This is a genomic window from Devosia ginsengisoli (assembly GCF_007859655.1).
Classification (GTDB): domain Bacteria; phylum Pseudomonadota; class Alphaproteobacteria; order Rhizobiales; family Devosiaceae; genus Devosia; species Devosia ginsengisoli.
Map to the genome: position 1 here is coordinate 3,425,256 of NZ_CP042304.1, position 25,170 is coordinate 3,450,425.

Consider the following 25,170-nt stretch of genomic DNA (forward strand, 5'->3'; position numbering starts at 1 on the left):
AGGCCCGGGGATGAAATTGAAACGCCCGCTCCCAAACAGGGGGCGGGCTTTTTGTTGGATACTGGCGCCTTCCCCCGACCACTGGCGCTTCCCGCGGACTTGATCCGCGGGTCTTTCGTCCCTTGCGCCGTGTTGGGAGTGACCCGCGGATCAAGTCCGCGGGAAGCGACCGTGGGTGGGATGGCTATGTGATCTGCCCAACAAAAAAGGGCGCGGTCTGCACCGCGCCCTTTGCAATTTCAATGATCCAGCCTCTACAGCGTGCGCTGCACGGTCTCGACGCGGAAGCATTCGATGACGTCGCCCTGGCGCATGTCTTCGTAATTCTCGAAGGCCATGCCGCATTCCTGGCCGGTCTGGACTTCCTTGACCTCGTCCTTGAAGCGCTTGAGCGTCTTGAGCTTGCCTTCGTGGATGACGACGTTGTCGCGGATGAGGCGCACGCCGGCACCGCGTTCCACGATGCCATCGGTAACCCGGCAGCCGGCGACCTTGCCGACCTTGGTGATCGAGAACACTTCGAGGATTTCCGCATTGCCGATGAAGGTTTCGCGGCGCTCGGGCTTGAGAAGGCCGCTCATCGCATTCTTCACGTCCTCGATGAGGTCGTAGATGATGTTGTAGTAGCGGATTTCGATGCCGTCGCGTGCGGCCAGTTCGCTGGCCTGCTTGTTGGCGCGGACGTTGAAGCCGATGACGATGGCATTCGATGCCGAGGCCAGCGTCACGTCGGATTCGGTAATGCCGCCCACCGCATTCATCAGGATCTGCGCCGACACTTCGTCGGTGGAGAGCTTGTTGAGCGAGGCCACGATGGCTTCCACCGACCCCTGCACGTCGCCCTTGATGATCAGCGGGAACTTGGCGATGCCGGCCACCTTGAGCTGATTCATCATCTGCTCGAGGCTGGTGGCGCCGCCGCCTGCCGTCTTTTCACGGATGGCGCGCTGGCGATATTCGGTGACTTCGCGGGCGCGTGCCTCTGTTTCCACGACGGAGAACCGGTCGCCCGCTGATGGCACGCCGGTAAAGCCCAGCACTTCCACCGGAATGGAGGGGCCGGCTTCCTTGACCTGCTCGCCCTTGTCGTTGATCAGCGCACGGACGCGGGCAAATTCGGTGCCGGCGACCAGGATGTCGCCGATAGCGAGCGTGCCGCGCTGCACCAGCACCGTCGCCACCGCACCGCGGCCGCGATCGAGCTTGGCTTCGATGACCAGGCCCTCGGCGCGCCCGTCGCGGGCCACCTTGAGCTCCAGCACTTCGGCCTGCAGCAGGATGGTCTCGAGCAGCTTGTCGAGGCCGGCCATGGTCTTGGCCGACACTTCCACGTCGAGCACGTCGCCGCCCATCGATTCCACGAACACTTCGTGCTGCAGCAGCTCGGTGCGCACGCGGGTCGGATTGGCTTCCGGCTTGTCCATCTTGTTGATGGCCACGATGATCGGAACCCCGGCCGCCTTGGCATGCTTGATGGATTCGATCGTCTGCGGCATCACGCCGTCATCCGCCGCCACGACCAGCACGGCAATGTCCGTTGCCTGGGCGCCGCGGGCACGCATGGCGGTGAACGCCTCGTGGCCCGGCGTGTCGAGGAAGGTGATCTTGCTGCCGTTCTTTTCGACCTGATAGGCGCCGATATGCTGGGTGATGCCGCCAGCTTCGCCGGAAACGACATTGGCCTCGCGGATGGCGTCGAGCAGGCTGGTCTTGCCGTGGTCGACGTGACCCATAATGGTCACCACAGGCGCACGATCGGTCAGGTCCTCGGCCTTGTCGTCCGAGGCGATATCGAACAGCCCCTCTTCGACGTCGGCTTCCGACACGCGCTTGACGGTATGGCCCAGTTCGGTCGCGATCAGCTCGGCCGTATCGGCATCGAGCACGTCGTTGATCGTGGCCATCTGGCCCTGCTGCATCAGCATCTTGATGACGGTGACGGAGCGTTCGGCCATGCGGTTGGCCAGTTCCTGCACCGTGATGGCTTCGGGAATGGTCACTTCACGGCTGAGCTTGGGCGCATCCTGCTGGTTGCGGCCCATCTTCTTGTCGCGGCGGCGGCGCATGGCGGCCAGCGAAGGACCGCGATCGCGATCGCTCTCGGCGCCGGCATTGGTCACCGTCAGGCGGCCACGGGCATTGGCGTCCTCGCCGGCACGGCGCGTCGGCCGCTCCGGCGTCGCACGCGAGGCGCGGCGGGCGTTTTCGAGTTCGGCTTCGGTCGTCGGACGGACCTGCGGCGCGCCGGTGCGGACCTTGCGGCCATCGGCTTCGCTGGGCGGCGCCGGCGGCACATTGCCGATCGGGGCCATGCCCGAGCCGGCAGGACGACGCTCACCGGCCGGACGGCCGGCCGTGCCGGATGGGCGGGCACCCGGAGCGCCCGGACGGGCGCCGGCCGTGCCGGGGCGAATCAGCGCATTGGCGCCGCGTTCGCTTTCGGGGCGGGTATTGCTCGGCCGCTCGACACGCGGCGGACGCGGCGGCTGGCCGGGACGGCCGGCCACCATGCGCACGCTGGACGGGCCAGGATTGCGCTGCGAAGCCGGCGTATAATCCGCCTGTGCTTCCGGCTGAGCTTCGGGCGCGGCCTCGGCCTGCGTTTCAGCTGCGGCCTGCGGCGCGGCAGCGTCCGGCGCCGCGCTGGCGGCGGGCTCTTCCGTGCTGCCTTCGGCCTGGCGGCGTTCCTCTTCGGCGCGCTCGGCCTCTTCGCGAATCTGGCGGCGGCGCGCATCGTCTTCCATGCGGCGCGCTTCTTCGGCGGCAAAGCGTTCCTTGTCCTCGGCCTGGCGAGCCCCGGCCAATGCCAGCGCCTGGCGGCGGGCCTCGGCCTCGGCAGCGCTCAGCCCCAGCGGCGCGCGCGGTGCTGCGGCCGGACGGCCGGCAGCAGGCCGCTGACCCTGCGGAGCACCCGAACCGGGTTGCGGGCGATGCGGTGCGCTTGGCACATTCGGCTTGGGAACCAGGCGCGTGCGCTTTTCGACGACAACCGTCGAGCGCGATGAGCCGCGCGACATGCCCGGACGGTTGCCCAGGCCTGGGCCGCCCTTCAATGTCAGCGTCTTCTTCGCGCCAGTGTCGTCGGTGCGCTTGTCGTCGTTATCAGCCATGTATCTCGCGTCTTTCGTCGGTGGCCTCGGGCAAAAGGTCACCGTCAACCGCAAGGCGGTCGGTGTCCTTTTCCGTCGGTTTGGCAGTGTAAAGGGCCAGTCTACGGGCCTTTTCCACTGCCGCTTGGGCTGCCGCCCCTCTCGTGAGGGCAGCATGTATCACATTTTCAAGGCCAAGTGCCAAACCCATTTGCTCTGAGGAGAGCAATTCGAAATGGGGCACTTCGAAGCCGTTAATTTCTTCCTCGGCAGCCGCGTAATGCAGCGCCTTGAGTGGTCCGACCATCTTGCTGCGGCCATCTGCGGCCGCATCGGTGGCGGTGATCAGGGCAATCAGGTTCCCCGTATCGATCAGGCTGCGCACCTTGGTGGCGCCAAAGGTCAGTTGCCCGGCCTTGCGGGCCATGCCCAGCGCATTGAGATAGCGCTGTTCGAGCCGCAACTGCGTCAGCCCGGGCAGGTCGTCCGGCAGGCGAACCTCGCTCTTGAGGCTGCGCGCGAACACCTTCTTCTTCACCGCCTCGGCCACGGCATCGCGGCTGAGGCTGATCCACACGCCGCGGCCCTCGGCCTTGGCTTCCGTATCGGGCACCAAAACGCCGTCGGGGCCAAGTACGAAACGGATCAGCGCCGCCACGGGCTTTTCAGCCCGTGTCAGAGCGCATATCCGCGTCGTTTCTTCGCGCCGGGCCATTTCTGGTGCCCTCGCCGGGATTCGGCCCTTAGGCCGAAGCCTCTTCGGTATACTCGTCGCCTTCGACCGGCGGCAGGTCTTCTTCGTTGATCCAGCCGGCCTTGATGCGGGCCTGCAGGATCATGTCTTCAGCTTCCTCGCGGCTCACAGGGAAATCCTTGAACGTGCCCTCGAAACGCTTGGTTTCGCCATCCTTGCGCTCGCTCCAGCCGATCAGGTCGTCCGCGGCGCAGCCAGCAAAGTCTTCCACCGTCTTGATGTCTTCCTTGCCCAGGGCCACCAGCATCGCCGCCGTCAGGCCGGCAATCTCGTAAAGCTCGTCCTCGACGCCGAGCGCCTTGCGCTCCTCGTCATGGGCCTTGTCGATGGCCGCCAGGTATTCGGCAGCGCGGTTCTGGATTTCGCCGGCGGTTTCTTCATCGAACCCGTCGATCGACGCGATTTCATTGGCGTCGATATAGGCCAGTTCCTCGACCGAGGAGAAGCCTTCCGAAGCCAGTAGTTGGGCAACCATCTCGTCAACGTCAAGGGCAGCCATGAACAGGCTCGACCGCTCGGTGAATTCCTTCTGCCGGCGTTCGCTCTCTTCCTGCTCCGTCAGGATGTCGATATCCCAACCGATCAGCTGCGAAGCAAGCCGCACATTCTGGCCGCGACGGCCGATGGCGAGCGACAGCTGCTCATCGGGCACCACGACCTCGATGCGCTCGGCCTGCTCGTCCAGCACCACCTTGGCTACATCGGCCGGCTGCAGCGCTGAAACCACGAGGTCCGCGATCGAATCGGTCCACGGAATGATGTCGATCTTTTCGCCCTGCAGCTCGCCAACCACGGCCTGCACGCGCGAACCGCGCATACCGACGCAGGCGCCGACCGGATCGATGGACGAATCCGACGACGTCACGGCGATCTTGGCGCGCGAGCCCGGATCGCGGGCGATCGAGCGGATGGTGATCACGCCGTCATAAATCTCGGGCACTTCCTGCATGAACAGCTTGGCCATGAACTGCGGATGGGTGCGGCTGAGGAAGATCTGCGGTCCGCGCTGTTCGCGGCGCACGTCATAGACATAGGCGCGCACGCGGTCGCCATAGCGGAACATTTCGCGCGGGATCAGCTCGTCGCGGCGGATAATGGCTTCGCCACGACCCAGGTCGACAATGACATTGCCATATTCGACGCGCTTGACCGTGCCGTTGACGATCTCGCCGATGCGATTGAAATATTCGTCATACATGCGCTCGCGCTCGGCATCGCGCACCTTCTGCACGATGACCTGCTTGGCCGACTGCGCGGCAATGCGGCCGAATTCCATCGGCGGCAACGGCTCGGTCAGGAAGTCGCCGACCTTGGCTTCGGCCGACTTGGCCTGGGCGTGCTTGAGGTCGATCTGGCGGCTGGGCTCTTCCACATCCTCGACGATTTCGAGCAGGCGCCACATGCGCGTTTCGCCCGAGCGCGGGTTGATCTCGACCTTGATCTCGGTCTCGGCGCCGTAGCGGCCCTTGGCGGCCTTTTCCATGGCGTCCTGCATCGCCTCGATCACGACCATGCGGTCGATCGACTTTTCGCGGGCAACGGCATCTGCGATCTGCAACAGCTCAAGGCGGTTCGCGCTAACGGCCATTTAGTGGATCTCCTGGGAGTCTTCAGAATCTTGGTATTCGACGGTTTCGGTATCTTCGTCGTCGATGGGATGGGCTTCCTGGTCCAGCCGGGCCTTTTCCATCAGCGCATCGGTCATCACCAGCTTGGCCTCGGCCAGGGTGGAGAGGAGCAGGCGATGGTCGGGATCGGTGCCGCCGGGCGCGTCGGGCAGGGTGATGGTCACCGCCTCGTCGTCCACGCTCTTGATGAAGCCGCGGAAGCGTTTGCGGCCATTGATCATGTCGGCCAGCTCGATCTTGGCCTCATGGCCGATATAGCTCTCGAAATCGCGCTTGCGCACCAGCGGCCGGTCGATGCCGGGCGAGGAGACTTCAAGGTGATATTCGCGGTCGATCGGGTCTTCCACGTCAAGCACCGGCGAGAGGTCCTTCGACAGCGTCTCGCAATTGACGATGGTGAAGCGCCCGTTCTCGTCCTCGGCCATGATCTGCAGCGTCATGCCGTTTTCCTGGGTGATCTTCACCCGCACCAGGGAAAAGCCCAGGCCATTGGCCACCGGCTCGACGATACGGGAAATCCGGGCTTCCAGGCCCGTTTCCTTGATGTAGCGTTTTTCGGTGAGATCGAAGCTCATTGGCCCCTTCAGGTAATAAAAAGAGCGGGGCCGGGCGGCTCCCACTCTGCAAAACTTGCTGAGATGTTGGCGCCTATATAGCGCCGTTGGCCCGAAGTGGCAAGGGTCGCCGCCGCAGTGCCACGTCCTCGTGGTTCGAGGGTCGCTGCGCTCCCGCCTCACCATGAGGACTACTTCTAGCTAAGATGTATCAGTAGCCCTCATGGTGAGGTGCGCTTCTTCAGCGCCTCGAACCACGAGGGCGTGTCCCTATTTCTCCCAGGTCACGCTGGCCACGTCGGCGCCCAGCTCTTCCAGCGCTGCCCGCAGGTCCGCCACCATGGCGTCCGGCCCGCAGAGATAGAAGTGCTGGTTGAAGTCGGCGATATGCTTCTTGAGGAATGCCGTATCGATCCGCTCCTGCAGCAGCGAGGACTTGGGATCATTGGTGACGGTCCACAGCGTCTCGAGCCCGTCCATCGCCTCGAATTCGTCGCGCAGGATGATGTCTTTTTCTTCTCTGTTGGAAACGATCAGCCGATTGCCCTGCAATCCGCCCTTGGCATTGAGGCTGCGCAGAATAGCGATGAAGGGCGTAACGCCCGCACCCCCGGCAATGAACGTGCCCGGCCCCTTGTACTGGATCGTGCCCCACACATCGCGCAGCAGCAGGTGGTCGCCCGCTTCGCAGCCCCAGAGCGCATTGGTTACGCCCGCATGGTCGCGATAGCTCTTGATGGTGAATTCCAGCGTCGGCTCGTCATTGAGCGAGGTGAAGGTGAAAGGCCGCTTCTTGTCCGCCCAGTCCGGCTTGTCGATGCTGACTTCGGTGGCCTGTCCGGGGCCGAAATGAAAATTCTTCGGCTTTTCGACGCGATAATGGCGGACATTATGGGTGACCATTTCGGTCTTCAGAATCTGGACGCGCGTGGGCATGGTGCTCTCCTTGTGCCTGTTAGACGCCTGCCTCGCCCAATGGTTCCCCATGCCGCAAACGCCCGCGACAGCTTGGGTCGCCCGAGGGAAACGCGGTATCGCCTGGGAAACCGAGGCGCCCCGAAACGCCTTGATTTCCCTCACAAAACCTTCGCCACGATTGGCCGGACTTCAAGAGCAAAATTCTACAAAATCGTCTCTTGAGAGCGAACCCAAGCACGATCATTTCCGTTGGGTCAAACAAAAGGAGACCCTCAAATGGTCAAGAACACGATTGTTGCTTTGGTTGCCGCTGCCTCGCTGGCCGGCATTGCTGTCCCCACCTTCGCCGCTGCGGCGCCGGTGGTTGAATCCGAAAGCGGTGTCGATACCGTCTTCGGTGGCGGTACGCCCGAAATGCGCGCCTTCATGGCCGATTCTATCCTCGCCCAGCTCCAGCAGCAGGGCGTCAATGCCACGGCCGTCGAAGACTGGAGCGGCCTGATCCGTGCCTATGTCACGCTCGATGACGGCACCCAGACCATGCAGTTCTACAAGCCGGGTTCGCTGGAGCAGGTTCTGCTCTAATCGCCGCCCACGGCGCCGCCGGCTCGCCGGCGGTGCCCGTAATCCGAACTGCTATTCGCCGTGGATGAGGCGGATGGCCGGTTCGCCCCCGTGGCGTCGAAGCGCTCCCGTGCCGCCTCCACCTGCGCCCGGTTGCGGCCGGCGAACACCCGCCAGCTATCGGCCAGTTCCAGCAATTCGCGCCCGAGATCGGTCAATTCGTAATCGACGCGCGGCGGAATGGTCGCGAACATGGTGCGGGTCACGAAACCGTCCCGCTCGAGCTCCCGCAAGGTGATGGTCAGCGTCTTCTGCGAAATGCCGCCGGCATGGCGCTTGAGCTCGTTGAAGCGCAAGGTCTGCTCGCGCAGCAGCGTCACAATGGTCAGCGTCCATTTGCCCGGCCGCACCACCAGCATCTCGTCATCATGCTGGAAACTTGCGGAAAGGGCGGACATGGCGAGCCTCGAAAATTTCAGGAATCGAGTTTCGCATATGGGGCGTGATTGCGGCGCTTCCAGTGCGCAGCGCCATTAAACTTTGACATGACTGCGATCAATCGCAGTGACTAAACCCGCGTGAAGCTGAAATAAAAGCTGATCAGCCGCCCCTCGCGGCGCGCCTTCTGCTCATAGCGCGTCGCCTCCCAGCCGGGATAGGGCTCGTGCCAGCCACCGGGCTTTTCCGGGGCAAAGCGGAATTCCGGTGCCCGCACCACATGGGCCAATGTCCAGTTGGCATAATCCTCGATATCGCTGGCAAAGTGGAACACCCCGCCCGGCCTTATCACCCGCGCCAGCTCGCCCAGCGTCGTGGGCGAAACGAAGCGCCTTTTGTGGTGCCGCGTCTTGGGCCATGGATCGGGATAGAGCAGGTAGACCTCGTCCACCGAGGCGTCGGGCAGTTCCATCAGGAGCTTCAGCGCATCGTCGGTAAACAGCCTGATATTGCTGAGGCCTTCCGCAGCAATGGTCTGCACCATCTTGCCGATGCCGCCGGTAAACACCTCGCAGCCGATATAGCCCGTCTCAGGGTGCCGCCCGGCTTCCAGCGCTAGGTGCTCGCCCCCGCCATAGCCGATCTCGATGATGATCTGCTCCGCATCGGGAAACAGCGCCTGCGGCTCGAGGCCTGCCGCTCAGCTTGATCTCCAGTTCCGGCAGGGTGGCGTCGAACACCGCCTGCTGCCCGCCATGCAGTTTCTTGCCCGACCGCCGCCCGAAAAAGGCACGCGGCTCTCCGGAGCGGGTCTTGGGCAATTGATGGTCTGGCTTGGTCATGGCTACAGCGCTCGATAAACGCGTCGGATACTGGGGCACGATAGCCATTCCCCACCGGCGCTTCCCGCGGACTTGATCCGCGGGTCACTATCAGCCCGACACACGCGACGAAAGACCCCCGGGAGCAAGTCCGGGGGAGGCGTTGTGGGTGGGAACAGGCTTGCGCCTACTTCACCGCGGCCTTGAGCGCCCCGACCAGGTCAGTCTTTTCCCACGAGAAGCTGCCGTCGCGGCCGGCCTTGCGGCCGAAATGGCCATAGGCGCTGGTCTTGGCATAGATGGGCTTGTTGAGGTCGAGATGGGTGCGGATGCCGCGCGGGGTCAGGTCCATCACCTTGCCGAGCGCCGTTTCCACCACCGCTTCCTCGACCTTGCCGGTGCCGTGCAGGTCGACATAGATCGACAGCGGCTGCGCCACCCCGATCGCATAGCTGAGCTGGATCGTGGCGCGATCGGCCAGGCCAGCCGCCACCACATTCTTGGCCAAGTAGCGCGCCGCATAGGCCGCCGAGCGGTCGACCTTGGTCGGGTCCTTGCCCGAAAAGGCGCCGCCGCCATGCGGGGCCGCGCCGCCATAGGTATCCACGATGATCTTGCGGCCGGTCAGGCCCGCATCGCCATCGGGGCCGCCGACCACGAATTTGCCGGTCGGGTTGATGTGCCACACCGTGCTCGCGTCGATCCAACCTTCCGGCAGCGCTTCGCGAATATAGGGCTCGACGATTTTGCGCACATCGGCCGAGGTCAGCGTTTCGTCCAGGTGCTGGGTCGACAGCACGATCTGGGTCACGCCCACCGGCTTGCCATCCTCGTAGCGCACCGTCACCTGGCTCTTGGCATCGGGGCCGAGCTTGCCGGCCGGGCTGCTATTGGCCTTGCGGGCAATGGTCAGCGTTTCGAGGATCTTGTGCGCATAATAGATCGGCGCCGGCAGCAATTCGGGCGTTTCGCGGCTGGCATAGCCGAACATGATGCCCTGGTCGCCCGCGCCCACATCCTTGTTGCCCGCTTCGTCCACGCCCTGCGCGATATCGGCCGACTGGCCATGCAGCAACACATCGATCCGGCAGGTCTTCCAGTGGAAGCCGGCCTGCTCATAGCCGATGGAGCGGATCGCCTTGCGCGCCGCCGACTTGAATTTGGAAGGGTTCACCACCGGATGGCCGGCCGCATCGCGCAGCACTTCGCCATCCTTGCCCTTCTTGAGCAGGGAATCGGGCACGCGGACCTCGCCGGCGATGATCACGCGGTTGGTCGTGGCCAGGGTCTCGCAGGCAATGCGCACCTGGCTGGGATCCATGCCGGTCTTCTTGGCCTCACGGAACACCAGGTCGACAATTTCGTCGGAAATCCGGTCGCACACCTTGTCCGGGTGCCCCTCGGAAACCGATTCGGAAGTGAAGAGATAAGAAGACCGCGCCAACCGAAAATCCCCTGAATCTGTCAAAAAGCGCTCAAAATGAGCCATTCCGGGGGTGTTTGTGACACCCTGAGCCGTCGCGGTCAAGCGGGATATAAAGAAAGCTTTATGCCTCCACGCGGCTTTTTGGAGCATGGTTTGGTGCGGGCGGGATCGTCGCCCGGCAAGCGGTTGGGGGCCACGCGCTTCCCCCAACCACGGTGTCATCCCCGCGAAAGCGGGGACCCATCCTGAGATGGCTGGGCTTGCTCGATGGAAACGTGATCCACCTTGCGGTTGTGGTGCGATCTCAGGATGGATCCCGGCTCAAGGCCGGGATGACATCGTGGTTGGGCGTCGCCAGTGCAGAGCCCTCTCGCGCGCCCACAAGTAAGGCCAAAAAACCAAAAGACCCCGGCCACGACGTCAGTCGTGACCGGGGTCTCAAAACTTGGTGCCCAGAAGAAGACTCGAACTTCCACACCTTGCGGTACACGGACCTGAACCGTGCGCGTCTACCAATTCCGCCATCTGGGCAAGCGCGGTGTAACTAGGGGCAGCGCCGGGCGATGTCAACCGGGATTGTTGCCGGGCTCACCAGTTTGCCCCATCCCAGTGCTTGATGGTGCTGCGGTCCACCGCCACGGGCGGCTCGAGGCAGTTCACATTGACCATCACCGTCTCGGTGCCCTTTCCGTCGCGGCCGCGCGCAAAGCTCTCGACGCCGCAGGTCTTGCAGAACTGATGCTCGATATTTTCGGTATTGAACCGATAGGTGGTGAGGTTATCTGCCCCGCTGGTCAGGGTGAACTGGCTGGCCGGGGCCGATTGCAGCACCCAGCCCAGCCGGCGGCAGCGCGAACAGTTGCAGTCGCCCATCGAACCGAGATCGGTGACGACGTCATATTGCACGGCGCCGCAATGGCATTGGCCGTGATAGGTCTTGCTTTCGGGCATTGTTCGCCTCTCCTCTGTCGTTTGGAACGAACCAAGAACAATTGCGCGCCTGAGTCAAGTCGTTTCCCGCCCCGGCCCTCGACAGCGGCGGCGGCCATGGGCTAGAAGCGGCAAAGCAGTGAATGCCGTGTTGCCGGAGCCTCCAGATGGACAGAATTGAACCCAGACTCGTCACCATTTTTGGCGGTTCGGGCTTTGTCGGTACCCAGATCGTGCAATTGCTGGCCAAAAACGGCCATCGCATTCGCGTCGCCGTGCGCCGGCCCGATCTGGCCGGTCCCGTCAAGATGTTCGGCAGCGTCGGGCAGGTCCAGCCCATCCAGGCCAATATCCGCAATGCGGCCTCCGTGCAGCGCGCAGTGGCCAATGCCGATATCGTCATCAACCTGGTGGGCGTCGGTTTTTCGCGCGGCGCGCAGACATTCGATGCGGTGCATGTTGCCGGCGCCGGCCATGTGGCCGAGGCCGCCAGGGCTGCCGGCGTTTCCACCCTCGTGCATATGTCGGCCCTGGGCGTCGACCGTGCAGCCGAGGTCAGCGCCTATGCCGCCAGCAAGCTGGCCGGCGAAGCCGCCGTGCTCAAGGCCTTCCCCAATGCCATCATCATGCGGCCCTCGATCCTGTTCGGGCAGGGCGATGGCTTCTTCAATCTCATGGGGGCGCTGTCGCGCCTCTTCCCGGTGCTGCCGCTAATCTCCGGCGACACCAGCTTCCAGCCCGCCTATGTCGGCGATGTCGCCGAAGCCTTCGCCCATGCCGCCGAAGGGGGCGTCAAAACCGGCCGCATCTATGAACTGGGCGGGCCGCAGGTCGAGACGCATCGCGAATTGCTGGCCCGCATCCAGCGCGAGGCCGGTCGCAACCGCCCCGTGCTGCCGCTGCCATCGGGGCTCGCCAAGCTCATGGCGCTGCCCTTTGCCATCCTGCCCTTCCCGCCGCTGCTGACATCGGATCAGGTGGACCTGCTCGGCGTCGACAATGTCGTTTCCGACGCGGCCAGCAAGGACAAGCGGACCTTTGCCGCTTTCGGCATCAAGCCGACCGCGATGGATACCATCCTGCCGACCTATATGTATCGCTACCGCAGGCACGGCCAGTTCGACCGCGACAACGCGCCGGCGCCGATTCTCTGACGTCTCGGGGCCTCCGGCCCCGCTATTCGGCCACGACCACCAGGGCAAGACCGCCCAATATCGTCAGCGCACCATAGATCAACAGCCCGGGCAGGCCTTTCGGCTTTCCGGGCTTTTTCGTGTCGCGCGGGTCGGGTTTTGGCTTGGAATTGAGCATCGTCTCCTCCTCCGGACGAAATCCGCCAGAAGGGAAACGCCGGGCAGGGGATTTTGTTGCCTCACCCCATTGCGGATCGCCGCCCGGGCGCGCCGGTTTGGCGCCTCAAAAAACTATCGTAAGATATATCTTGAAACAGCCACAAACCGCGCCGATATTCAGCGTCAATGGAACACAAGATATATCGGAGACCCATCATGAATGGATATTGGAGAAACGGCGAACCCAATTGGCGCCGCATGGAAGCCATGGCCCGCCGCGGCTGGGGCCGTTTTGCCTCAGGCATGGAAGGCGAAGGCTGGGGCAATATGGCCGGCAATCTGCGCGTCGGGCGCATGCTCGCTTCGGGCGATTTGCGGCTCGTGGCGCTCTTCCTGATCGAGCAGCAGCCGCGCCACGGCTATGACCTGATCAAGGCCGTCGAGGAAAAATCGGCCGGCTTCTACACGCCGAGCCCCGGCATCGTCTATCCGGCGCTGACCTTCCTCGAAGAGGCCGGCTACGTCACTTCGGAAGCCGATGGCAACAAGAAGCTCTATACCATCACCGACGAGGGCCGGACCCATCTGGCCGATAACCGGGAAGCCATCGAATCGACTTTGGCTTTCCTCGCCAAGGCCGGTGAACAGATGAACCGCTTCCGCGAATTCGCCCGCGCCGACTGGCCCTTCAACCGCGAGGACGGCCCCGATTTCGGCAACCGTCCGCCCCATCGCGGCCACGGCCCCGGCTGGGGTCCGCGTGACGAGCCCCGCGCCGACCGCGATCTCAAGGGCGTCGTGCCCGAACTCAACGAAGCCCGCCGCGACCTCAAGGCCGCGATCAAGAAGACCCGCAGGGGCTCCGAGGATCAGCAGCGTGCCGCTGCCGACATCCTCAAGCGCGCCGCCGCCGAGATCGACGCCCTGGGCGATGACGACGTCGATATCTGACGGGAAAATAATCCCGCCTTATGGCTCTCTCCCCTGGTCGGGAGGGAGCCGCTGAACACCGGCTTTCGGGCTGGCGCCTTCCCCTTCTCCCCTCGTGGGAGAAGGTGCCCGAAGGGCGGATGAGGGGGCTCCGAGCCCTTCCTAGCGCCAGAGCCCCAGGATCAGTCCCATCACGGCAAAGCCGATGGTGAGATAACCGCCATTGATCAGGAAATAACTCAGCGGCCGCCGCTCGAACAGCGTCAGCACGCCCACACTCAGCGCCGCCCATCCCAGCCCCGCCGCCACGGCCGCCCCAACGGCAAAGCCCAAAGTGACCTCCGGCCCGGCGACGAAAAACGCCAAGTTGGCCGCCATGATCAGGCAGAGTACGAAAGCCAGGCCGAAAATGACCGGCGGATTGCCCCGCGCCACATCTTCATCGCTGAGATTGGCGGCCCGCCGCCAGGCCTTGTCGAACAGCAGCGGCGAATACCACACCCCGCCGATCACGAACATCGAAAGCGCCGCGGCAATCACCGCCAGCCAGTTGACCTCGGGCATTGTCCTGTCCTCCCCTTGCCCGGCGCCGCCGTCGGGTCAGTCCGGCAGTCCGGCGCCACCCGGCCAGCAAATCCCTGCCCGCTGTCACTGACAAGGCCCTTCGCAGCCTCAAACTAACATGTTAGTGCTGGGCCATGCAGCAAGCCGTCATCGCCCCGAATCCCGTCCAACCCTCTCCATCCGACCGCCAGGCCGCCGGTGAGCGCGTCGCCGCCCGACTCAAGGGGCAGGTGCGCGGACGCATCCATACCGATCCGCTGATGACCTATGCCTGGAGCGGGGATGCCAGCTCCTACCGGCTGATTCCATCGGTGGTCGTCTTCATCAACACCGAGGACGAAGTCCGCGCCGTCATGGCGGCGGCCCGCGCCGAAGGCCTGCCCATCACGTTCAGGGCGGCGGGAACGTCCCTGTCAGGCCAGGCCGTCACCGATGGTGTCCTGGCTGTCTTGGGCGATGGCTGGCGCAAGCTCGACATCCATCCCGGCGCCGAACAGATCACGCTGGGCCCCGCCATCATCGTCGCCAATGCCAACCGCGCCTTGAAGCCCTTCGATCGCAAGATCGGCCCCGATCCGGCCAGCCAGGCCACCTGCAAGATCGGCGGCGTGGTCAACAACAATTCCTCCGGCATGTGCTGCGGCGTGACGCAGAACACCTATCACACCATGGCCCGCCTGCGCATCGTGCTGACCGACGGCACCATGCTCGATTCAGGCGATGCCGCCAGCCGCGACACCTTCCGCAAGAGCCATGCCGCCATGCTGGACGGGCTGCACCAGCTGCATCATGAAGTGATGGCCGATCCCGAGCTGGTCGCCCTGATCCGCCACAAATACCGCATCAAGAACACGGTCGGCTATTCGCTCAATGCGCTGGTCGATTATCACGACCCGCTCGATATCCTCATCCACCTCATGGTGGGCTCCGAAGGCACGCTCGGCTTCGTCTCCGAAGTCACCTACAACACCGTGCCCGAGCATCCGTTCAAGTCCACGGCCCTGGTGCCTTTCCCCGATCCGCAATCGGCTGGCCGCGCCATTATCGAAATGGCCAATGGTGGCCTGCAGGTGACGACGGGCGTCACCGCCGCCGAATATATCGAGCGCCGCGCTCTGGCTACGGTCGAACACCTGCCGCCCATGGCGCCGCTCCTGCCCTGGCTCAGCGAAAATTCCCCCGCCGTGCTGATCGACGTCACCGCCCCCGATGCGACCACGCTCGAGGCCGAAGTCGCCAAGGCGGTGGACTTGCTGACCCGCCACGGCGCCACCCAGGTCGATTTCTCCACCGACGAAGTCCGCAGCCACGCCCTGTGGGATATCCGCAAGGGCTTCTTCGCCTCGGCCGGCGCCGCCCGCCCCAAGGGCAGCATCATGCTGACCGAAGACGTCGCCGCCCCCATCGAGCGCCTGGCCGATTTCGTCGTCGACCTGCGCGCCATGCTCGACGCACACGGCTATGAGGATGCGGTGATCTTCGGCCATGCTTTGGCGGGCAATCTCCACTTCCAGATGGGCGACGATTTCTCCAAGCCCGGCTCGGCCGAAAAGTTCGACGCCTTCTCCAAGGCCCTGAGCGATCTCGTCTCGGTGCAATATGGCGGCTCGCTCAAGGCCGAACACGGCACCGGCCGCGCCATCGCCCCCTTTGTCGAGGCCGAATGGGGCGCCAAGGCCTATGCCCTGATGCACACCATCAAGCATCTCTTCGATCCCGAATTCCTGCTCAATCCCGGCGTGCTGCTCAATCCGGACGACAAGATCCACGTCAAGCATCTCAAGCTCATGCCGCTGGCCGACGAGCTGGTCGATCTCTGCATCGAATGCGGCTTCTGCGAGCCGGCCTGCCCCAGCCACCAGATGACCCTGTCGCCGCGCCAGCGCATCGCCGTCACCCGCGAGCGCGAACGCCTGCGCGCCAGCGGCGAAGACCCCGCCCGGCTCAAGCGGCTCGATGACGATTTCCAATATGCCGGCCTCGACACCTGCGCCGCCTGCAATCTCTGCTCTTTGCGCTGCCCGGTCGGCATCGAAACCGGCACAATGATCATCGGCCAGCGCAGCCAAAGGCGCGGCGCCACCGCCCGCTCCGTCGCCGGCTTCGCCGCCGATCACCGCGGTGCCGTGGAATCCATGATGCGCGGCGGCGTCGCCCTGGCCGATGCGGCCCGAACAGTCATCCCAGCTCCCGCCGTCGAAGCCATCACCGACACCGCCCGCCGCCTCACCGGCGACCGCATACCCCGCGTGTCGCGGAGCCTGCATCACGGCCCCGGCGCCCCCCGCGCCAAAACCAGCCACCAGACCGGCCAGCAGTCCATCGTCTATTTCCCCAGCTGCGCCACCCGCATGTTCGGCGCCCCGAAAAGCCAGCACGACTTGCTATCCGTGCCCGATGCCATGCTGGCTCTGCTCGAGCGCGCCGGCTTCGATGTGATTATGCCCGACCATCTCAATGGCCAATGCTGCGGCCAGCCCTTCCAGTCCAAGGGCTTTCCCGAACAGGCCGCTTCAGTCGGCGGTGAATTGAAGCGCAACCTATCGGCTTTGTCCGATGCCGGCCGCCTCTCCGTCGTCACCGATGCCTCGACCTGCGCCAAGCACTTACGCGAATTCCCCGGCGATGCCCCGGTGCTCGATTCCGCGCAATTCCTGCTCAGCCAGGTGCTGCCGCGCCTCACCATCACGCAAAAACTGCCCGTGGTCGCCGTGCATCACAATTGCTCGGCCCAGCGCCTCGCCGAACAGCCGATGACCGAGGCCCTCGCCCGCGCCTGCGCCGACGAGATCGCGGTGCTCTCCTCGGTCACCTGCTGCGGCTATGCCGGCGACAAGGGCCTGTTCTTCCCCGAACTCAACGCCCACGCCACCCGCTTCGCCAAGCAGGACATCCCGGAAGGCTGCACCCTGGGCGTTTCGACGGTCTCCACCTGCGCCTCGGGCCTCAGCGAACATGCCGGCCTGCCCTTCGTCGGGCTGGCCAGCCTGCTCGAATGGGCCAGCCGGCCCTAACCGCCGAGAAACCGCTCCATCCGGAACGGCTTGATATCGATGACCGGGGCCTCCCCGGTCATGGTCTGCGCCAGCAATTCGCCGGTCGCCGGTCCGAGCGTGAAGCCATGATGGGCGTGGCCGATGCCCACGAACAGTCCCTCATGCCGCGGCGCCTTGCCGATTATGGGCATCATGTCCGGCGTACACGGCCGCGCGCCTTTCCACGGCTGGGGGTCGAGCCTTGCCCCCAGATCGAGCAATTCATGCGCCGCCTTTTCGGCCCGCCCGAGCTGGACGGGCGTGGGCGGCGCATCGCGCATGGCAAATTCCGCCCCGGTGGTGAGGCGGATGCCGCGCGCCATCGGCGCCAGCGCATAACCCACTTCGGGATCGAGCAGCACGTGATTGAGCTTGGCGCCGTGTTCGGCGTCGTAATGCATGTGATAGCCGCGCTTGACGAACAGCGGCAGCCGATAGCCCAGCTTGTCGAGCACATCGGGCGCCCACGGCCCCAGCGCGATCACCGCTTGCTTGCCGCTATGGCGCGCCCCGCCCACCTCGGCCGTCCAGCCATCCCCATCCTGCACCAGGCTACCAGCCGCGCCGGACACGAATGTCCCGCCCAACCGCTGGAACAGCTTGAAATATTCACTCACCAGCGCCCCGGGGTCGCTCACCGTCCACGGATCGGTCCAGTGAATGGCCCCCGCCAGCCCGCCCTTGAGCGATGGCTCCATCGCCTTGAGCTCGGGCCATTCCACCACCTTGTGCGAAATGCCGAACTGGTCATGGTCCTGCTGCGCCTTTGCCGCTTCCCGGCGCAGCCCCGCATCGCTGCGAAACGCCAGCAGCCAGCCGCTTTTCTGCACCAGCGCCTCGGCCTCGGGCCCCGCCTGCGCCATCAGGTCGGCATGGGTCATGATCGAGCGGCCGATCAGCGGCGCATAGCTCTGCACCACTTTGCGATAATGCTCGGGCGAGGATTCCCACCAATAGCGCAGCAGAGCCGGGGCCAGCCGTGGCAGCGCCAGCGGCTCATAGCGCGCCGCGGTGCTCAGATGCAGCCCCACCTGCATCAGCATGGCGAGATCGCGCGGAAAGGCATGCGGCCGCACGCCCTCGCGCTGGATAATACCGGCATTGCCGAAACTGGTCTCGCGTCCCGGCTCGTTCTTGTCGATCAGCGTGACGCTCCGCCCGCGCCGCAACAGGTATATCCCCGTCGCCACCCCGACAATTCCCGCCCCCAGAATGATGACGTCGTCCATTTCGGCCCCTCAAAACCGTACCCAGTCAGCGTGATGCTACCACGCCCCCGCCGCCAGTTTCCTGCAATCGTGGCAAGGCGGCCTGCCATCCATGCAACAACATTCAGAGAAATAGCGCTTCTGCGCAATAAAATCCGGCTAGAAGGCCTGCCGGCCATCAAGCACTTCGCCATCTTCCTTGACGAACCGCCCGATATCCGGATTCTCCAGGACCTCCAGCACCACTTCGCTCGGCCGGCACAGCCGCACGCCCTTCGGCGTCACCACAAAGGGCCTTTGCAGCAATATCGGGTGGGCTGCGATAGCATCGAGCAAAGCCGCGTCATCCAGGGCCGGGTCGTCCAGCCCCAAAGCCGCATAGGGCGTATCCTTCTGCCGCAGCGCCTGCCGCAAAGTCAGCCCGGCCGCCGCCACCAGTTCCAATATCCGCTCCCGCCCCGGCGGTGTCTTGAGATATTCGATCACCTGGGGTTCCACCCCCGATTGCCGGATCATGGCCAGCGTATTCCGCGACGTGCCGCAATCGGGATTGTGATAGATGGTGACACTCATTCCGCTGCCCTTGATTTCGTGTTGCGACGCACGGCGGCGCCATTGTCGTACCATTCCTTGCTTCGGTTCACGATCCAGACCACCGACAACATCACTGGTACCTCGACCAGCACGCCCACGACCGTTGCAAGCGCTGCGCCCGAGTTGAAACCGAACAGGGCGATGGCTGCAGCCACTGCCAGCTCAAAAAAGTTCGAGGCGCCGATCAGTGCCGAAGGGCCAGCGACGCAGTGTTGCTCGCCTGAGGCCCGATTAAGCAGGTATGCCATGCCGGCGTTGAAATAGACCTGGATCAGGATCGGCACCGCCAGCAACAGGATGATCGTCGGCTGTGCGATAATCTGCTCGCCCTGGAAGCCGAACAGCATCACCAGGGTCAGCAGGAGGGCTGCGATCGAGATCGGCTGCAGGACGGCAAGCACACGGTTCATTGCGTCTATGCCACCAGTGGCGAGTAGCCAACGCCGGCAGACTTGGGCCGCAACCACTGGAACCACGATGTAGAGGCCGACCGACAGCAGCAGCGTATCCCACGGCACTACAATGGCGGACAGGCCCAACAGCAGGCCGACGATTGGCGCGAAGGCGATGACCATGATGGCGTCATTCAGCGCCACCTGCGACAGCGTAAAGTGCGGCTCGCCCTTGACCAGGTTCGACCAGACAAACACCATCGCGGTGCAGGGCGCCGCCGCCAGGATGATCAGGCCGGCAATGTAGCTGTCGATCTGCATCTCGGGCAGCAGCGGTCGAAACAGCCAGCCCACGAAAAGCCAGCCCAGCAGAGCCATGGAAAATGGTTTGATGGCCCAGTTGATGAAGACGGTAACGCCGATGCCGCGCCAATAGGCGCCAACCTGGCGCAGGCTCATGAAGTCGATGCGGACCAACATGGGAATGATCATCAGCCAGATGAGCATCGCCATGGGCATGTTGACCTTGGCATATTCGAGCGCGCCCAGCCCCTGGAAGAAGCCGGGGACAAAATGGCCAGCGGCGATGCCGAGCACGATGCAGATCGCAACCCAAAGGGTCAGGTAGCGTTCGAAGATGGACATGGGCTAGAAAATTCCGGAGAGAACAGGGGCTTAGTCGGTCGGGCGGCAGCACGGCGTCAGCTCGGCAACCAGCGGCTCGCAGAGCGCGGGCTTTCCCCCGCAGCAATCCTGCACCAGGAAGCTGGCAATCTCGCGCACCCGGTCCAGCTCGGCCCGGTAGAGAATGCTGCGTCCGTTCCGTTCTGCCGCGATCAGCCCGGCCCGGCTCAGAATGGCCAGATGGCTCGACATCGTATTCTGCGGCACAGCCATCGCCCCGGCGATATCGCCCGCCGGCAATCCCGCCGGCTCATGCTCCATCAGCAGCCGAAACACCGCCAGCCGCGTCGGCTGCGACAGGGCGGAAAACACGGCAATGGCGTCATTTGATTCCATATATCGAGATATATCGAATTATAGAAAGACGTCAACGACCGCCGACAGTTTATTTGTCTTCTAATGGTTTGGCCGGATCGTGCCCACGAGTGGAGCCACCCTCGCCCCTCGTGGGAGAGGGTGGAAATCCGCGTTCAGCGGGTTTCCGGGTGAGGGGGCTGCGTCATCCCATGCGTCAGTGCCATTGGATGACTCGGCGCCCCCCTCATCCGCCCTCTTCCCCGAGGGGAGAAGGGGGAGGCAACATCTCGCCCATCCACCGGACAGGCTTCCCTCCCCCTTGTGGGGAGGGAGTGAGGGTGGGGGTGTCGGGATTTCAGCAAATTCGCTGCCCGCCAAAGCCCCGATGCCTCTCCCTCACCCCCGGCTCTGATACACATAGCCGCGCACGCTGGCCGGCACTTCCTGTTTCAGCCATTCGCGAAATGCCCGCAATTTCCGGCTTTCCCGCCGCCCTTTGGCCGTAACCAGCCAATAACCCTGCGGCCCTTCCACGGCATGGTCAAACGGCCGTACCAGCCGTCCGTCGCTGACCGCGTCGACGCTCATCATGTCGGCCGCCATCAGTACGCCCTGTTCGGAAATCGCCGCATCGAACGCCAGCGACGCATCCGAATAGACCGGCCCGCTCAACTGGATCGCAGGGTCGAGTCCCACTTCGGCCCGCCACGCATCCCAGCTCAGCATGGTGGTTTCATCCTGGATCACAGGCACCTGCGCCAGGTCCGCAGGCTGTTTCAGCCGCCTGGCCACCGGCGGCGCACAGACCGGCTGATACGCCGTCCCGCCGATCAGTTCGGCATTCACCCCCGGCCAATGCCCATGCCCATAGCGGATGCCGCAATCCACATCGGGCCGGCTCAGATCCAGCATGGCCGCGGTCACATTGAGCCGCATTTCGATATCGGGGTTTTCAGCGGTGAATTTGTGGATGCGCCAGATCAGCCAGCGCGAGGCGAAAACGCTGCCCACCGTCAGGTTCAGCACGCCCTCGTCGCTGCCCCGCAACCCCGCCAGCCCGTCCTGCAAAGCCGCAAAACCTGAGGTCAGCTGCGGCAATGCCGCCTTCAGCGCCGGCAGCGGCCGCAAGCCGGCCGGCGTGCGCTCGAACAGCGCCATGCCCAGCCGCTCCTCGGCCCGCCGCAAATGCTGGCTCACCGCGCCGATGGTCACGCCCAGTTCCTCGGCGGCCGGTGCCAGCGCGCCCCGCCGCGCCACGATTTCGATGGCGCGCAGCGCATTGAGCGGAATGGGGAAGGGGTTTGCCATATAGTTTTTCTATACTCGGCCGGCGACCTTGTCCATTGCGATCGCCGCCCGCAAGGCGCAAATATCAGCCATCGTAACTATCGCGACCTGAAAGGAGGTCACAAAATGTCCAGTCTTCTCACCCAAATCCACCGCCTCTTTGCCGGCCTGTTCGCGACATCGAGCACACCGGTCGACCCTGAAAGCATGAGCCTGCATGATTGGGCCGATCTGCCGTCTCATCACCCGGTCTGCGATCGCGCGCCGTGCTGAAGCCATAATCGGGCCTTTGAAGGAGGGTAACCAAGACCCGCCCTTCAAGGAGCCCCCGATGATCCGTCCGCTCGCCGTGTTTGCCGCCCTCGCCCTTACGCTCGGCACCTCAGCCGCGCAGGAAATCGCGCCCCCCGCGACATCAGACATCGTCATCGATCCCGCCGCCACGCTCAACACCACGCCCAAGCAGGCCAATATGCTGACCGGCTTCTATGCCACGCTGGCGGTCATCGATATCTGCGCCATCGCCATCGAGCCCGACGTCACCGCCGGCATGGATGCTGACCGCAAGCGCCTCGAAACCTCTCTGGGCATGGACCCGGCCACCGCCGAAACCGCCTATGCCCAGGTCAAGGCCGATGTCGAAAAGACCACGCCCGACTGTGCCGAAGGCAGCGAAGACCGCCGCGGCGTCGACGCCGTAACCGCCATCTACACCGACGCCGGCACCGCCACCCCAGCCCCCACCCCCACCGCCCCACCAGCCGGCACCGTCACCACCGACACCCCGGCAGCGCCGGCTCAGTAAGCCAAGAGTGGAGTGCCCCTCTCCCCTTGCGGGAGAGGGTGGTTTTCCGCGTCCAGCGGAAAACCGGGTGAGGGGTCCTGCGCCCGCCCATGCTTCAATGCCAGCGGATAGCGCTACCCCCTCATCCGCCCCTTCGGGCACCTTCTCCCGCAAGGGGAGAAGGGAGCTCACTCGCAAATCCGCGCCGTACAACTGGCCCCATGGCACCCCAGGTCCAGATGCAGATGATCTTTGTGGTCCGCATTCGCCTCCGGCCCCAGCACGGTGCTGAATCCCGCACACGCCGCGTCATGTGCCAGCCGCAGCAGCCGTCCCTCCGGCTCTGCCGCCGGCAGCCAGTCAGCCTCCACCGCAATGCTCCGCCCGTCTTCCAGCGTAAACCCGGTCACATCAACCGCATTGGCAAAGCCATGCTCGGAGGTAAACCCGGCCTCGGCATTGTTCCGGTTGCGGCACATATAGCCGGTGCCCGCCCCGATCTCGGCCACCGCGCTGCCCAGCACGGCCTCGGCATAGCCGTCCACCGTCTCGACCCAGCGGGGCAGGGCGCTCGCCATCTGGCAATTGGTGGTGATGGGGCTGGATAATGGCACCATCCGCCCCCGGCTCATCACCCCGGTCACGACAAGCGGCGATTGCTCCCCGCATATCCCCTCGCGCAGCGGCGGCGCCATCTCGGCCTCCACCAGCCCCATGATCACAGCCGGACACGCCACCTGATAGACCCGGTCGGGCACGGGCTCAGGCTCCGGCTCAGCAACCGGCTCGGGGGCAGGGGCCTCCTCCTCTGGCTCCGCCGCCACCTCCGGCGCACTAATCGGCGGCCGCGGTGTCTCCACCACAGGCTCATCGGGCAGGCTGGGCGGCCTTGGCCGTGGCACCGGCGGGGGCGTTGCCGGCTCCGCTTCCGGTGCCGGGCGAGGCGTCGCCGGCCGCTCGGTCAGCGTGTCCACGAAATTCTGCAGGGGTCCCAGCAGGTCCTGCCCCGCAGCGGGGGCGACCATCAGCAGGGGCAGGGCGATCAGCAGTCGAAATTGGGTGCGCATGCCCTCCTAACGCGCGAGCCATGCAAAAGGCACCGCTCAACCGCTGTTAACCTGCGCTAAACCATCTTTCTCGCCCCCCGCGCTTCTGCTATCAGCGCGCTTATGACAACGCCGCTTTCCCGCATCCGCAATTTCTCCATCGTCGCCCATATCGACCATGGCAAATCCACCCTGGCCGACCGCCTCATCCAGATGACCGGCGGGCTGGAGCTCCGTGAGATGAAGGAGCAGGTGCTCGATTCCATGGATATCGAGCGCGAGCGCGGCATCACCATCAAGGCCCAGACCGTCCGGCTGACCTACAAGGCCCAGGATGGCGAGACCTATATCCTCAACCTCATCGACACGCCCGGCCACGTCGACTTCGCCTACGAAGTCTCCCGCTCCATGGCCGCCGTCGAAGGCTCATTGCTGGTGGTCGACGCCTCCCAGGGCGTCGAGGCGCAGACGCTGGCCAATGTCTACCACGCGCTCGATGCCAATCACGAAATCGTCCCCGTCCTCAACAAGGTCGATCTGCCCGCCGCCGATATTCCCCGCGTCAAGCAGCAGATCGAGGACGTCATCGGCCTCGATGCCTCCGATGCGCTGGAGATTTCCGCCAAATCGGGCCTGGGCATCGATACCGTGCTCGAAGCCATCGTCCACCGCCTGCCCGCCCCCAAGGGCGATATTGATGCGCCGCTGAAAGCCCTGCTGGTCGATTCCTGGTACGATACCTATCTCGGCGTCGTCGTGCTGGTGCGCATCATCGATGGCACCATGAAGAAGAACCAGCGCATCCGCATGATGGCCTCGGGCGCCACCTATGAGCTCGATCGCGTCGCCGTCAACACGCCCAAGCTGGTCGAGGTCAAGGAGCTGACGCCGGGCGAGCTGGGCGTCTTCACTGCCTCGATCAAGGAAGTGGCCGATACCAATGTCGGCGATACCATCACCGATGATCGCCGCCCCACCACCAATCCATTGCCCGATTTCCGCCCGGCCCAACCCGTCGTGTTCTGCGGCCTCTTCCCCGTCGATGCCAGTGATTTCGACGAGCTGCGCGCCGCCATGGGCAAGCTGCGGCTGAACGATGCCAGCTTCTCCTTCGAGATGGAGACGTCGGCTGCCCTGGGTTTCGGCTTCCGCTGCGGTTTCCTCGGCCTGCTGCATCTCGAAATCATCCAGGAGCGCCTGAGCCGCGAGTTCAATCTCGATCTCATCGCCACCGCCCCTTCGGTGGTCTACGAGGTCGCGATGACATCGGGCGAAACCATCCTGCTGCACAATCCGGCCGATCTGCCCGATGTGATGAAGATCGATGAAATCCGCGAGCCCTGGATCAAGGCGACCATTCTCACCCCCGACGAATATCTCGGCTCGATCCTGAAACTCTGCCAGGATCGCCGCGGCATCCAGCGCAACCTGAGCTATGTCGGCTCCCGCGCCATGGTGGAATACGATCTGCCGCTCAACGAAGTCGTGTTCGATTTCTACGATCGCCTGAAGTCCATCTCCAAGGGCTATGCCAGCTTCGACTATACGCTGGACACCCACCGCCCCGGCGACCTGGTCAAGCTCTCCATCCTGGTCAATGCCGAACCCGTCGACGCCCTCTCCATGCTGGTCCACCGCACTGTCGCTGAATCCCGCGGCCGCCTCATGTGCGAAAAGCTCAAGGAACTGATCCCGCCCCACCTCTTCGTCATCCCCATCCAGGCCGCCATCGGCGGCAAGATCATCGCCCGAGAGACCGTGCGGGCGATGCGCAAGGACGTGACGGCAAAATGCTACGGCGGCGACGCGACCCGCAAACGCAAGCTGCTGGAAAAGCAGAAGGCGGGCAAGAAGCGCATGCGTCAGTTCGGGTCAGTGGAAATACCGCAAGAGGCGTTCATCAAGGCGCTGAAGATGGGGGACGACTGAGCGCCT

24 protein-coding genes and 1 tRNA gene are annotated in these 25,170 nt (G+C 64.3%); 7 read left to right on the forward strand and 18 right to left on the reverse strand.

Annotation, left to right across the window (positions count from 1 at the left end; all coding sequences use genetic code 11):
* Nucleotides 1-254: 254 nt before the first annotated feature.
* From infB to FPZ08_RS16810, 5 genes are all read right to left on the reverse strand, one after another.
* On the reverse strand, nucleotides 255-3,110 hold the full coding sequence (gene infB, locus FPZ08_RS16790; RefSeq protein WP_146291101.1) for a translation initiation factor IF-2: 2,856 nt from the start codon (nucleotides 3,108-3,110) through the stop codon (nucleotides 255-257).
* Nucleotides 3,103-3,747, reverse strand: coding sequence for an RNA-binding protein (locus FPZ08_RS16795; RefSeq protein ID WP_246132686.1), 645 nt, complete (start codon nucleotides 3,745-3,747; stop codon nucleotides 3,103-3,105). Before FPZ08_RS16795 ends, infB begins: the two co-directional genes overlap by 8 nt.
* Before the next feature lie 85 nt (nucleotides 3,748-3,832).
* Nucleotides 3,833-5,431: a transcription termination factor NusA gene (nusA, locus tag FPZ08_RS16800; RefSeq protein WP_146291105.1), complete on the reverse strand. Its 1,599-nt coding sequence runs from the start codon at nucleotides 5,429-5,431 to the stop codon at nucleotides 3,833-3,835.
* The gene (rimP, locus tag FPZ08_RS16805) at nucleotides 5,432-6,046 is read right to left on the reverse strand and encodes a ribosome maturation factor RimP (protein ID WP_146291107.1); all 615 of its coding nucleotides are present in this window, start codon (nucleotides 6,044-6,046) and stop codon (nucleotides 5,432-5,434) included.
* A gap of 249 nt (nucleotides 6,047-6,295) precedes the next feature.
* Entirely contained in the window at nucleotides 6,296-6,961 is a 666-nt protein-coding gene (locus tag FPZ08_RS16810; protein ID WP_146291109.1) for an FAD-binding oxidoreductase, read from the reverse strand.
* Nucleotides 6,962-7,219: 258 nt separating this feature from the next.
* On the opposite strand from FPZ08_RS16810, the gene FPZ08_RS16815 reads away from it, so the two are divergent.
* Nucleotides 7,220-7,528 (forward strand): hypothetical protein, encoded by a 309-nt coding sequence (locus FPZ08_RS16815; protein WP_146291111.1) that lies wholly within the window; start codon nucleotides 7,220-7,222, stop codon nucleotides 7,526-7,528.
* Here FPZ08_RS16815 and FPZ08_RS16820 read toward each other — a convergent pair.
* The 5 genes from FPZ08_RS16820 to FPZ08_RS16840 all read right to left on the reverse strand — a co-directional run bounded on the left by FPZ08_RS16820 (nucleotide 7,525) and on the right by FPZ08_RS16840 (nucleotide 11,143).
* Entirely contained in the window at nucleotides 7,525-7,965 is a 441-nt protein-coding gene (locus FPZ08_RS16820; protein WP_146291112.1) for a winged helix-turn-helix transcriptional regulator, read from the reverse strand. The two genes, FPZ08_RS16815 and FPZ08_RS16820, sit on opposite strands and share 4 nt — an antisense overlap.
* A 110-nt stretch (nucleotides 7,966-8,075) precedes the next feature.
* Nucleotides 8,076-8,621, reverse strand: coding sequence for a tRNA (guanosine(46)-N7)-methyltransferase TrmB (gene trmB / locus FPZ08_RS16825; protein WP_342780189.1), 546 nt, complete (start codon nucleotides 8,619-8,621; stop codon nucleotides 8,076-8,078).
* Nucleotides 8,622-8,953: 332 nt separating this feature from the next.
* Nucleotides 8,954-10,210, reverse strand: a complete 1,257-nt coding sequence (metK, locus tag FPZ08_RS16830; protein ID WP_146291114.1) for a methionine adenosyltransferase — start codon at nucleotides 10,208-10,210, stop codon at nucleotides 8,954-8,956.
* Nucleotides 10,211-10,638: 428 nt separating this feature from the next.
* Nucleotides 10,639-10,723 (reverse strand) — tRNA-Leu (locus tag FPZ08_RS16835).
* A gap of 57 nt (nucleotides 10,724-10,780) precedes the next feature.
* Entirely contained in the window at nucleotides 10,781-11,143 is a 363-nt protein-coding gene (locus tag FPZ08_RS16840) for a GFA family protein (RefSeq protein WP_146291116.1), read from the reverse strand.
* 146 nt (nucleotides 11,144-11,289) lie between these two features.
* Here FPZ08_RS16840 and FPZ08_RS16845 point away from each other — a divergent pair, with 146 nt between their 5' ends.
* Complete coding sequence (locus FPZ08_RS16845; RefSeq protein ID WP_186767056.1) at nucleotides 11,290-12,276, forward strand: complex I NDUFA9 subunit family protein; 987 nt, start codon at nucleotides 11,290-11,292, stop codon at nucleotides 12,274-12,276.
* 22 nt (nucleotides 12,277-12,298) lie between these two features.
* On the opposite strand, the gene FPZ08_RS22670 is transcribed toward FPZ08_RS16845, so the two are convergent.
* The gene (locus tag FPZ08_RS22670) at nucleotides 12,299-12,433 is read right to left on the reverse strand and encodes a hypothetical protein (RefSeq protein ID WP_281285638.1); all 135 of its coding nucleotides are present in this window, start codon (nucleotides 12,431-12,433) and stop codon (nucleotides 12,299-12,301) included.
* A 197-nt stretch (nucleotides 12,434-12,630) separates the two neighbouring features.
* Between FPZ08_RS22670 and FPZ08_RS16850 the strand changes: the two genes are divergently transcribed.
* Nucleotides 12,631-13,365 carry a PadR family transcriptional regulator gene (locus FPZ08_RS16850; protein WP_146291120.1) on the forward strand — a complete coding sequence of 245 codons (735 nt, stop codon included), beginning with the start codon at nucleotides 12,631-12,633 and terminating at the stop codon, nucleotides 13,363-13,365.
* A 141-nt stretch (nucleotides 13,366-13,506) separates the two neighbouring features.
* Here FPZ08_RS16850 and FPZ08_RS16855 read toward each other — a convergent pair whose 3' ends face one another.
* Nucleotides 13,507-13,908 carry a DUF1761 domain-containing protein gene (locus tag FPZ08_RS16855; RefSeq protein WP_146291123.1) on the reverse strand — a complete coding sequence of 134 codons (402 nt, stop codon included), beginning with the start codon at nucleotides 13,906-13,908 and terminating at the stop codon, nucleotides 13,507-13,509.
* A gap of 134 nt (nucleotides 13,909-14,042) precedes the next feature.
* On the opposite strand from FPZ08_RS16855, the gene FPZ08_RS16860 reads away from it, so the two are divergent.
* Nucleotides 14,043-16,922, forward strand: a complete 2,880-nt coding sequence (locus FPZ08_RS16860) for an FAD-binding and (Fe-S)-binding domain-containing protein (protein ID WP_146291125.1) — start codon at nucleotides 14,043-14,045, stop codon at nucleotides 16,920-16,922.
* Here FPZ08_RS16860 and FPZ08_RS16865 read toward each other — a convergent pair.
* From FPZ08_RS16865 to FPZ08_RS16885, 5 genes are all read right to left on the reverse strand, one after another.
* Nucleotides 16,919-18,172, reverse strand: coding sequence for an NAD(P)/FAD-dependent oxidoreductase (locus FPZ08_RS16865; RefSeq protein WP_146291127.1), 1,254 nt, complete (start codon nucleotides 18,170-18,172; stop codon nucleotides 16,919-16,921). The genes FPZ08_RS16860 and FPZ08_RS16865 overlap by 4 nt on opposite strands.
* A 138-nt stretch (nucleotides 18,173-18,310) precedes the next feature.
* Nucleotides 18,311-18,724, reverse strand: a complete 414-nt coding sequence (gene arsC / locus FPZ08_RS16870; protein ID WP_146291129.1) for an arsenate reductase (glutaredoxin) — start codon at nucleotides 18,722-18,724, stop codon at nucleotides 18,311-18,313.
* Entirely contained in the window at nucleotides 18,721-19,782 is a 1,062-nt protein-coding gene (gene arsB / locus FPZ08_RS16875) for an ACR3 family arsenite efflux transporter (protein WP_146291131.1), read from the reverse strand. The genes arsC and arsB overlap by 4 nt, the downstream gene beginning before the upstream one ends.
* Nucleotides 19,783-19,812: 30 nt before the next feature.
* The gene (locus FPZ08_RS16880; RefSeq protein ID WP_146291133.1) at nucleotides 19,813-20,157 is read right to left on the reverse strand and encodes an ArsR/SmtB family transcription factor; all 345 of its coding nucleotides are present in this window, start codon (nucleotides 20,155-20,157) and stop codon (nucleotides 19,813-19,815) included.
* Between the two features lie 357 nt (nucleotides 20,158-20,514).
* Nucleotides 20,515-21,426 carry a LysR substrate-binding domain-containing protein gene (locus FPZ08_RS16885; protein ID WP_146291135.1) on the reverse strand — a complete coding sequence of 304 codons (912 nt, stop codon included), beginning with the start codon at nucleotides 21,424-21,426 and terminating at the stop codon, nucleotides 20,515-20,517.
* A gap of 105 nt (nucleotides 21,427-21,531) precedes the next feature.
* Here FPZ08_RS16885 and FPZ08_RS22055 point away from each other — a divergent pair, with 105 nt between their 5' ends.
* Both FPZ08_RS22055 and FPZ08_RS16890 read left to right on the forward strand, forming a co-directional pair.
* Nucleotides 21,532-21,678, forward strand: a complete 147-nt coding sequence (locus tag FPZ08_RS22055; RefSeq protein ID WP_186767057.1) for a hypothetical protein — start codon at nucleotides 21,532-21,534, stop codon at nucleotides 21,676-21,678.
* A gap of 58 nt (nucleotides 21,679-21,736) precedes the next feature.
* Nucleotides 21,737-22,210, forward strand: coding sequence for a hypothetical protein (locus FPZ08_RS16890; RefSeq protein ID WP_146291137.1), 474 nt, complete (start codon nucleotides 21,737-21,739; stop codon nucleotides 22,208-22,210).
* Nucleotides 22,211-22,377: 167 nt separating this feature from the next.
* On the opposite strand, the gene FPZ08_RS16895 is transcribed toward FPZ08_RS16890, so the two are convergent.
* A complete protein-coding gene (locus tag FPZ08_RS16895; RefSeq protein ID WP_146291139.1) occupies nucleotides 22,378-23,256 on the reverse strand; it encodes an extensin-like domain-containing protein in 879 nt (292 codons plus the stop codon).
* A gap of 102 nt (nucleotides 23,257-23,358) precedes the next feature.
* Here FPZ08_RS16895 and lepA point away from each other — a divergent pair, with 102 nt between their 5' ends.
* A complete protein-coding gene (lepA, locus tag FPZ08_RS16900; protein WP_146291141.1) occupies nucleotides 23,359-25,164 on the forward strand; it encodes a translation elongation factor 4 in 1,806 nt (601 codons plus the stop codon).
* Nucleotides 25,165-25,170: the final 6 nt, after the last annotated feature.

What these genes read in the sequence shown, in the direction of transcription:
- nusA (WP_146291105.1), bottom strand. Translation starts at nt 5,431, where the DNA reads ATGGCCGTTAGCGCGAACCGCCTTGAGCTGTTGCAGATCGCAGATGCC.
- arsB (WP_146291131.1), bottom strand. Translation starts at nt 19,782, where the DNA reads ATGTCCATCTTCGAACGCTACCTGACCCTTTGGGTTGCGATCTGCATC.
- FPZ08_RS16880 (WP_146291133.1), bottom strand. Translation starts at nt 20,157, where the DNA reads ATGGAATCAAATGACGCCATTGCCGTGTTTTCCGCCCTGTCGCAGCCG.
- FPZ08_RS16820 (WP_146291112.1), bottom strand. Translation starts at nt 7,965, where the DNA reads ATGTCCGCCCTTTCCGCAAGTTTCCAGCATGATGACGAGATGCTGGTG.
- FPZ08_RS22670 (WP_281285638.1), bottom strand. Translation starts at nt 12,433, where the DNA reads ATGCTCAATTCCAAGCCAAAACCCGACCCGCGCGACACGAAAAAGCCC.
- FPZ08_RS16815 (WP_146291111.1), top strand. Translation starts at nt 7,220, where the DNA reads ATGGTCAAGAACACGATTGTTGCTTTGGTTGCCGCTGCCTCGCTGGCC.
- FPZ08_RS16810 (WP_146291109.1), bottom strand. Translation starts at nt 6,961, where the DNA reads ATGCCCACGCGCGTCCAGATTCTGAAGACCGAAATGGTCACCCATAAT.
- FPZ08_RS16865 (WP_146291127.1), bottom strand. Translation starts at nt 18,172, where the DNA reads ATGGACGACGTCATCATTCTGGGGGCGGGAATTGTCGGGGTGGCGACG.
- lepA (WP_146291141.1), top strand. Translation starts at nt 23,359, where the DNA reads ATGACAACGCCGCTTTCCCGCATCCGCAATTTCTCCATCGTCGCCCAT.
- FPZ08_RS22055 (WP_186767057.1), top strand. Translation starts at nt 21,532, where the DNA reads ATGTCCAGTCTTCTCACCCAAATCCACCGCCTCTTTGCCGGCCTGTTC.
- FPZ08_RS16855 (WP_146291123.1), bottom strand. Translation starts at nt 13,908, where the DNA reads ATGCCCGAGGTCAACTGGCTGGCGGTGATTGCCGCGGCGCTTTCGATG.
- FPZ08_RS16895 (WP_146291139.1), bottom strand. Translation starts at nt 23,256, where the DNA reads ATGCGCACCCAATTTCGACTGCTGATCGCCCTGCCCCTGCTGATGGTC.
- FPZ08_RS16890 (WP_146291137.1), top strand. Translation starts at nt 21,737, where the DNA reads ATGATCCGTCCGCTCGCCGTGTTTGCCGCCCTCGCCCTTACGCTCGGC.
- infB (WP_146291101.1), bottom strand. Translation starts at nt 3,110, where the DNA reads ATGGCTGATAACGACGACAAGCGCACCGACGACACTGGCGCGAAGAAG.
- FPZ08_RS16840 (WP_146291116.1), bottom strand. Translation starts at nt 11,143, where the DNA reads ATGCCCGAAAGCAAGACCTATCACGGCCAATGCCATTGCGGCGCCGTG.
- FPZ08_RS16850 (WP_146291120.1), top strand. Translation starts at nt 12,631, where the DNA reads ATGAATGGATATTGGAGAAACGGCGAACCCAATTGGCGCCGCATGGAA.
- FPZ08_RS16885 (WP_146291135.1), bottom strand. Translation starts at nt 21,426, where the DNA reads ATGGCAAACCCCTTCCCCATTCCGCTCAATGCGCTGCGCGCCATCGAA.
- arsC (WP_146291129.1), bottom strand. Translation starts at nt 18,724, where the DNA reads ATGAGTGTCACCATCTATCACAATCCCGATTGCGGCACGTCGCGGAAT.
- FPZ08_RS16860 (WP_146291125.1), top strand. Translation starts at nt 14,043, where the DNA reads ATGCAGCAAGCCGTCATCGCCCCGAATCCCGTCCAACCCTCTCCATCC.
- FPZ08_RS16845 (WP_186767056.1), top strand. Translation starts at nt 11,290, where the DNA reads ATGGACAGAATTGAACCCAGACTCGTCACCATTTTTGGCGGTTCGGGC.
- rimP (WP_146291107.1), bottom strand. Translation starts at nt 6,046, where the DNA reads ATGAGCTTCGATCTCACCGAAAAACGCTACATCAAGGAAACGGGCCTG.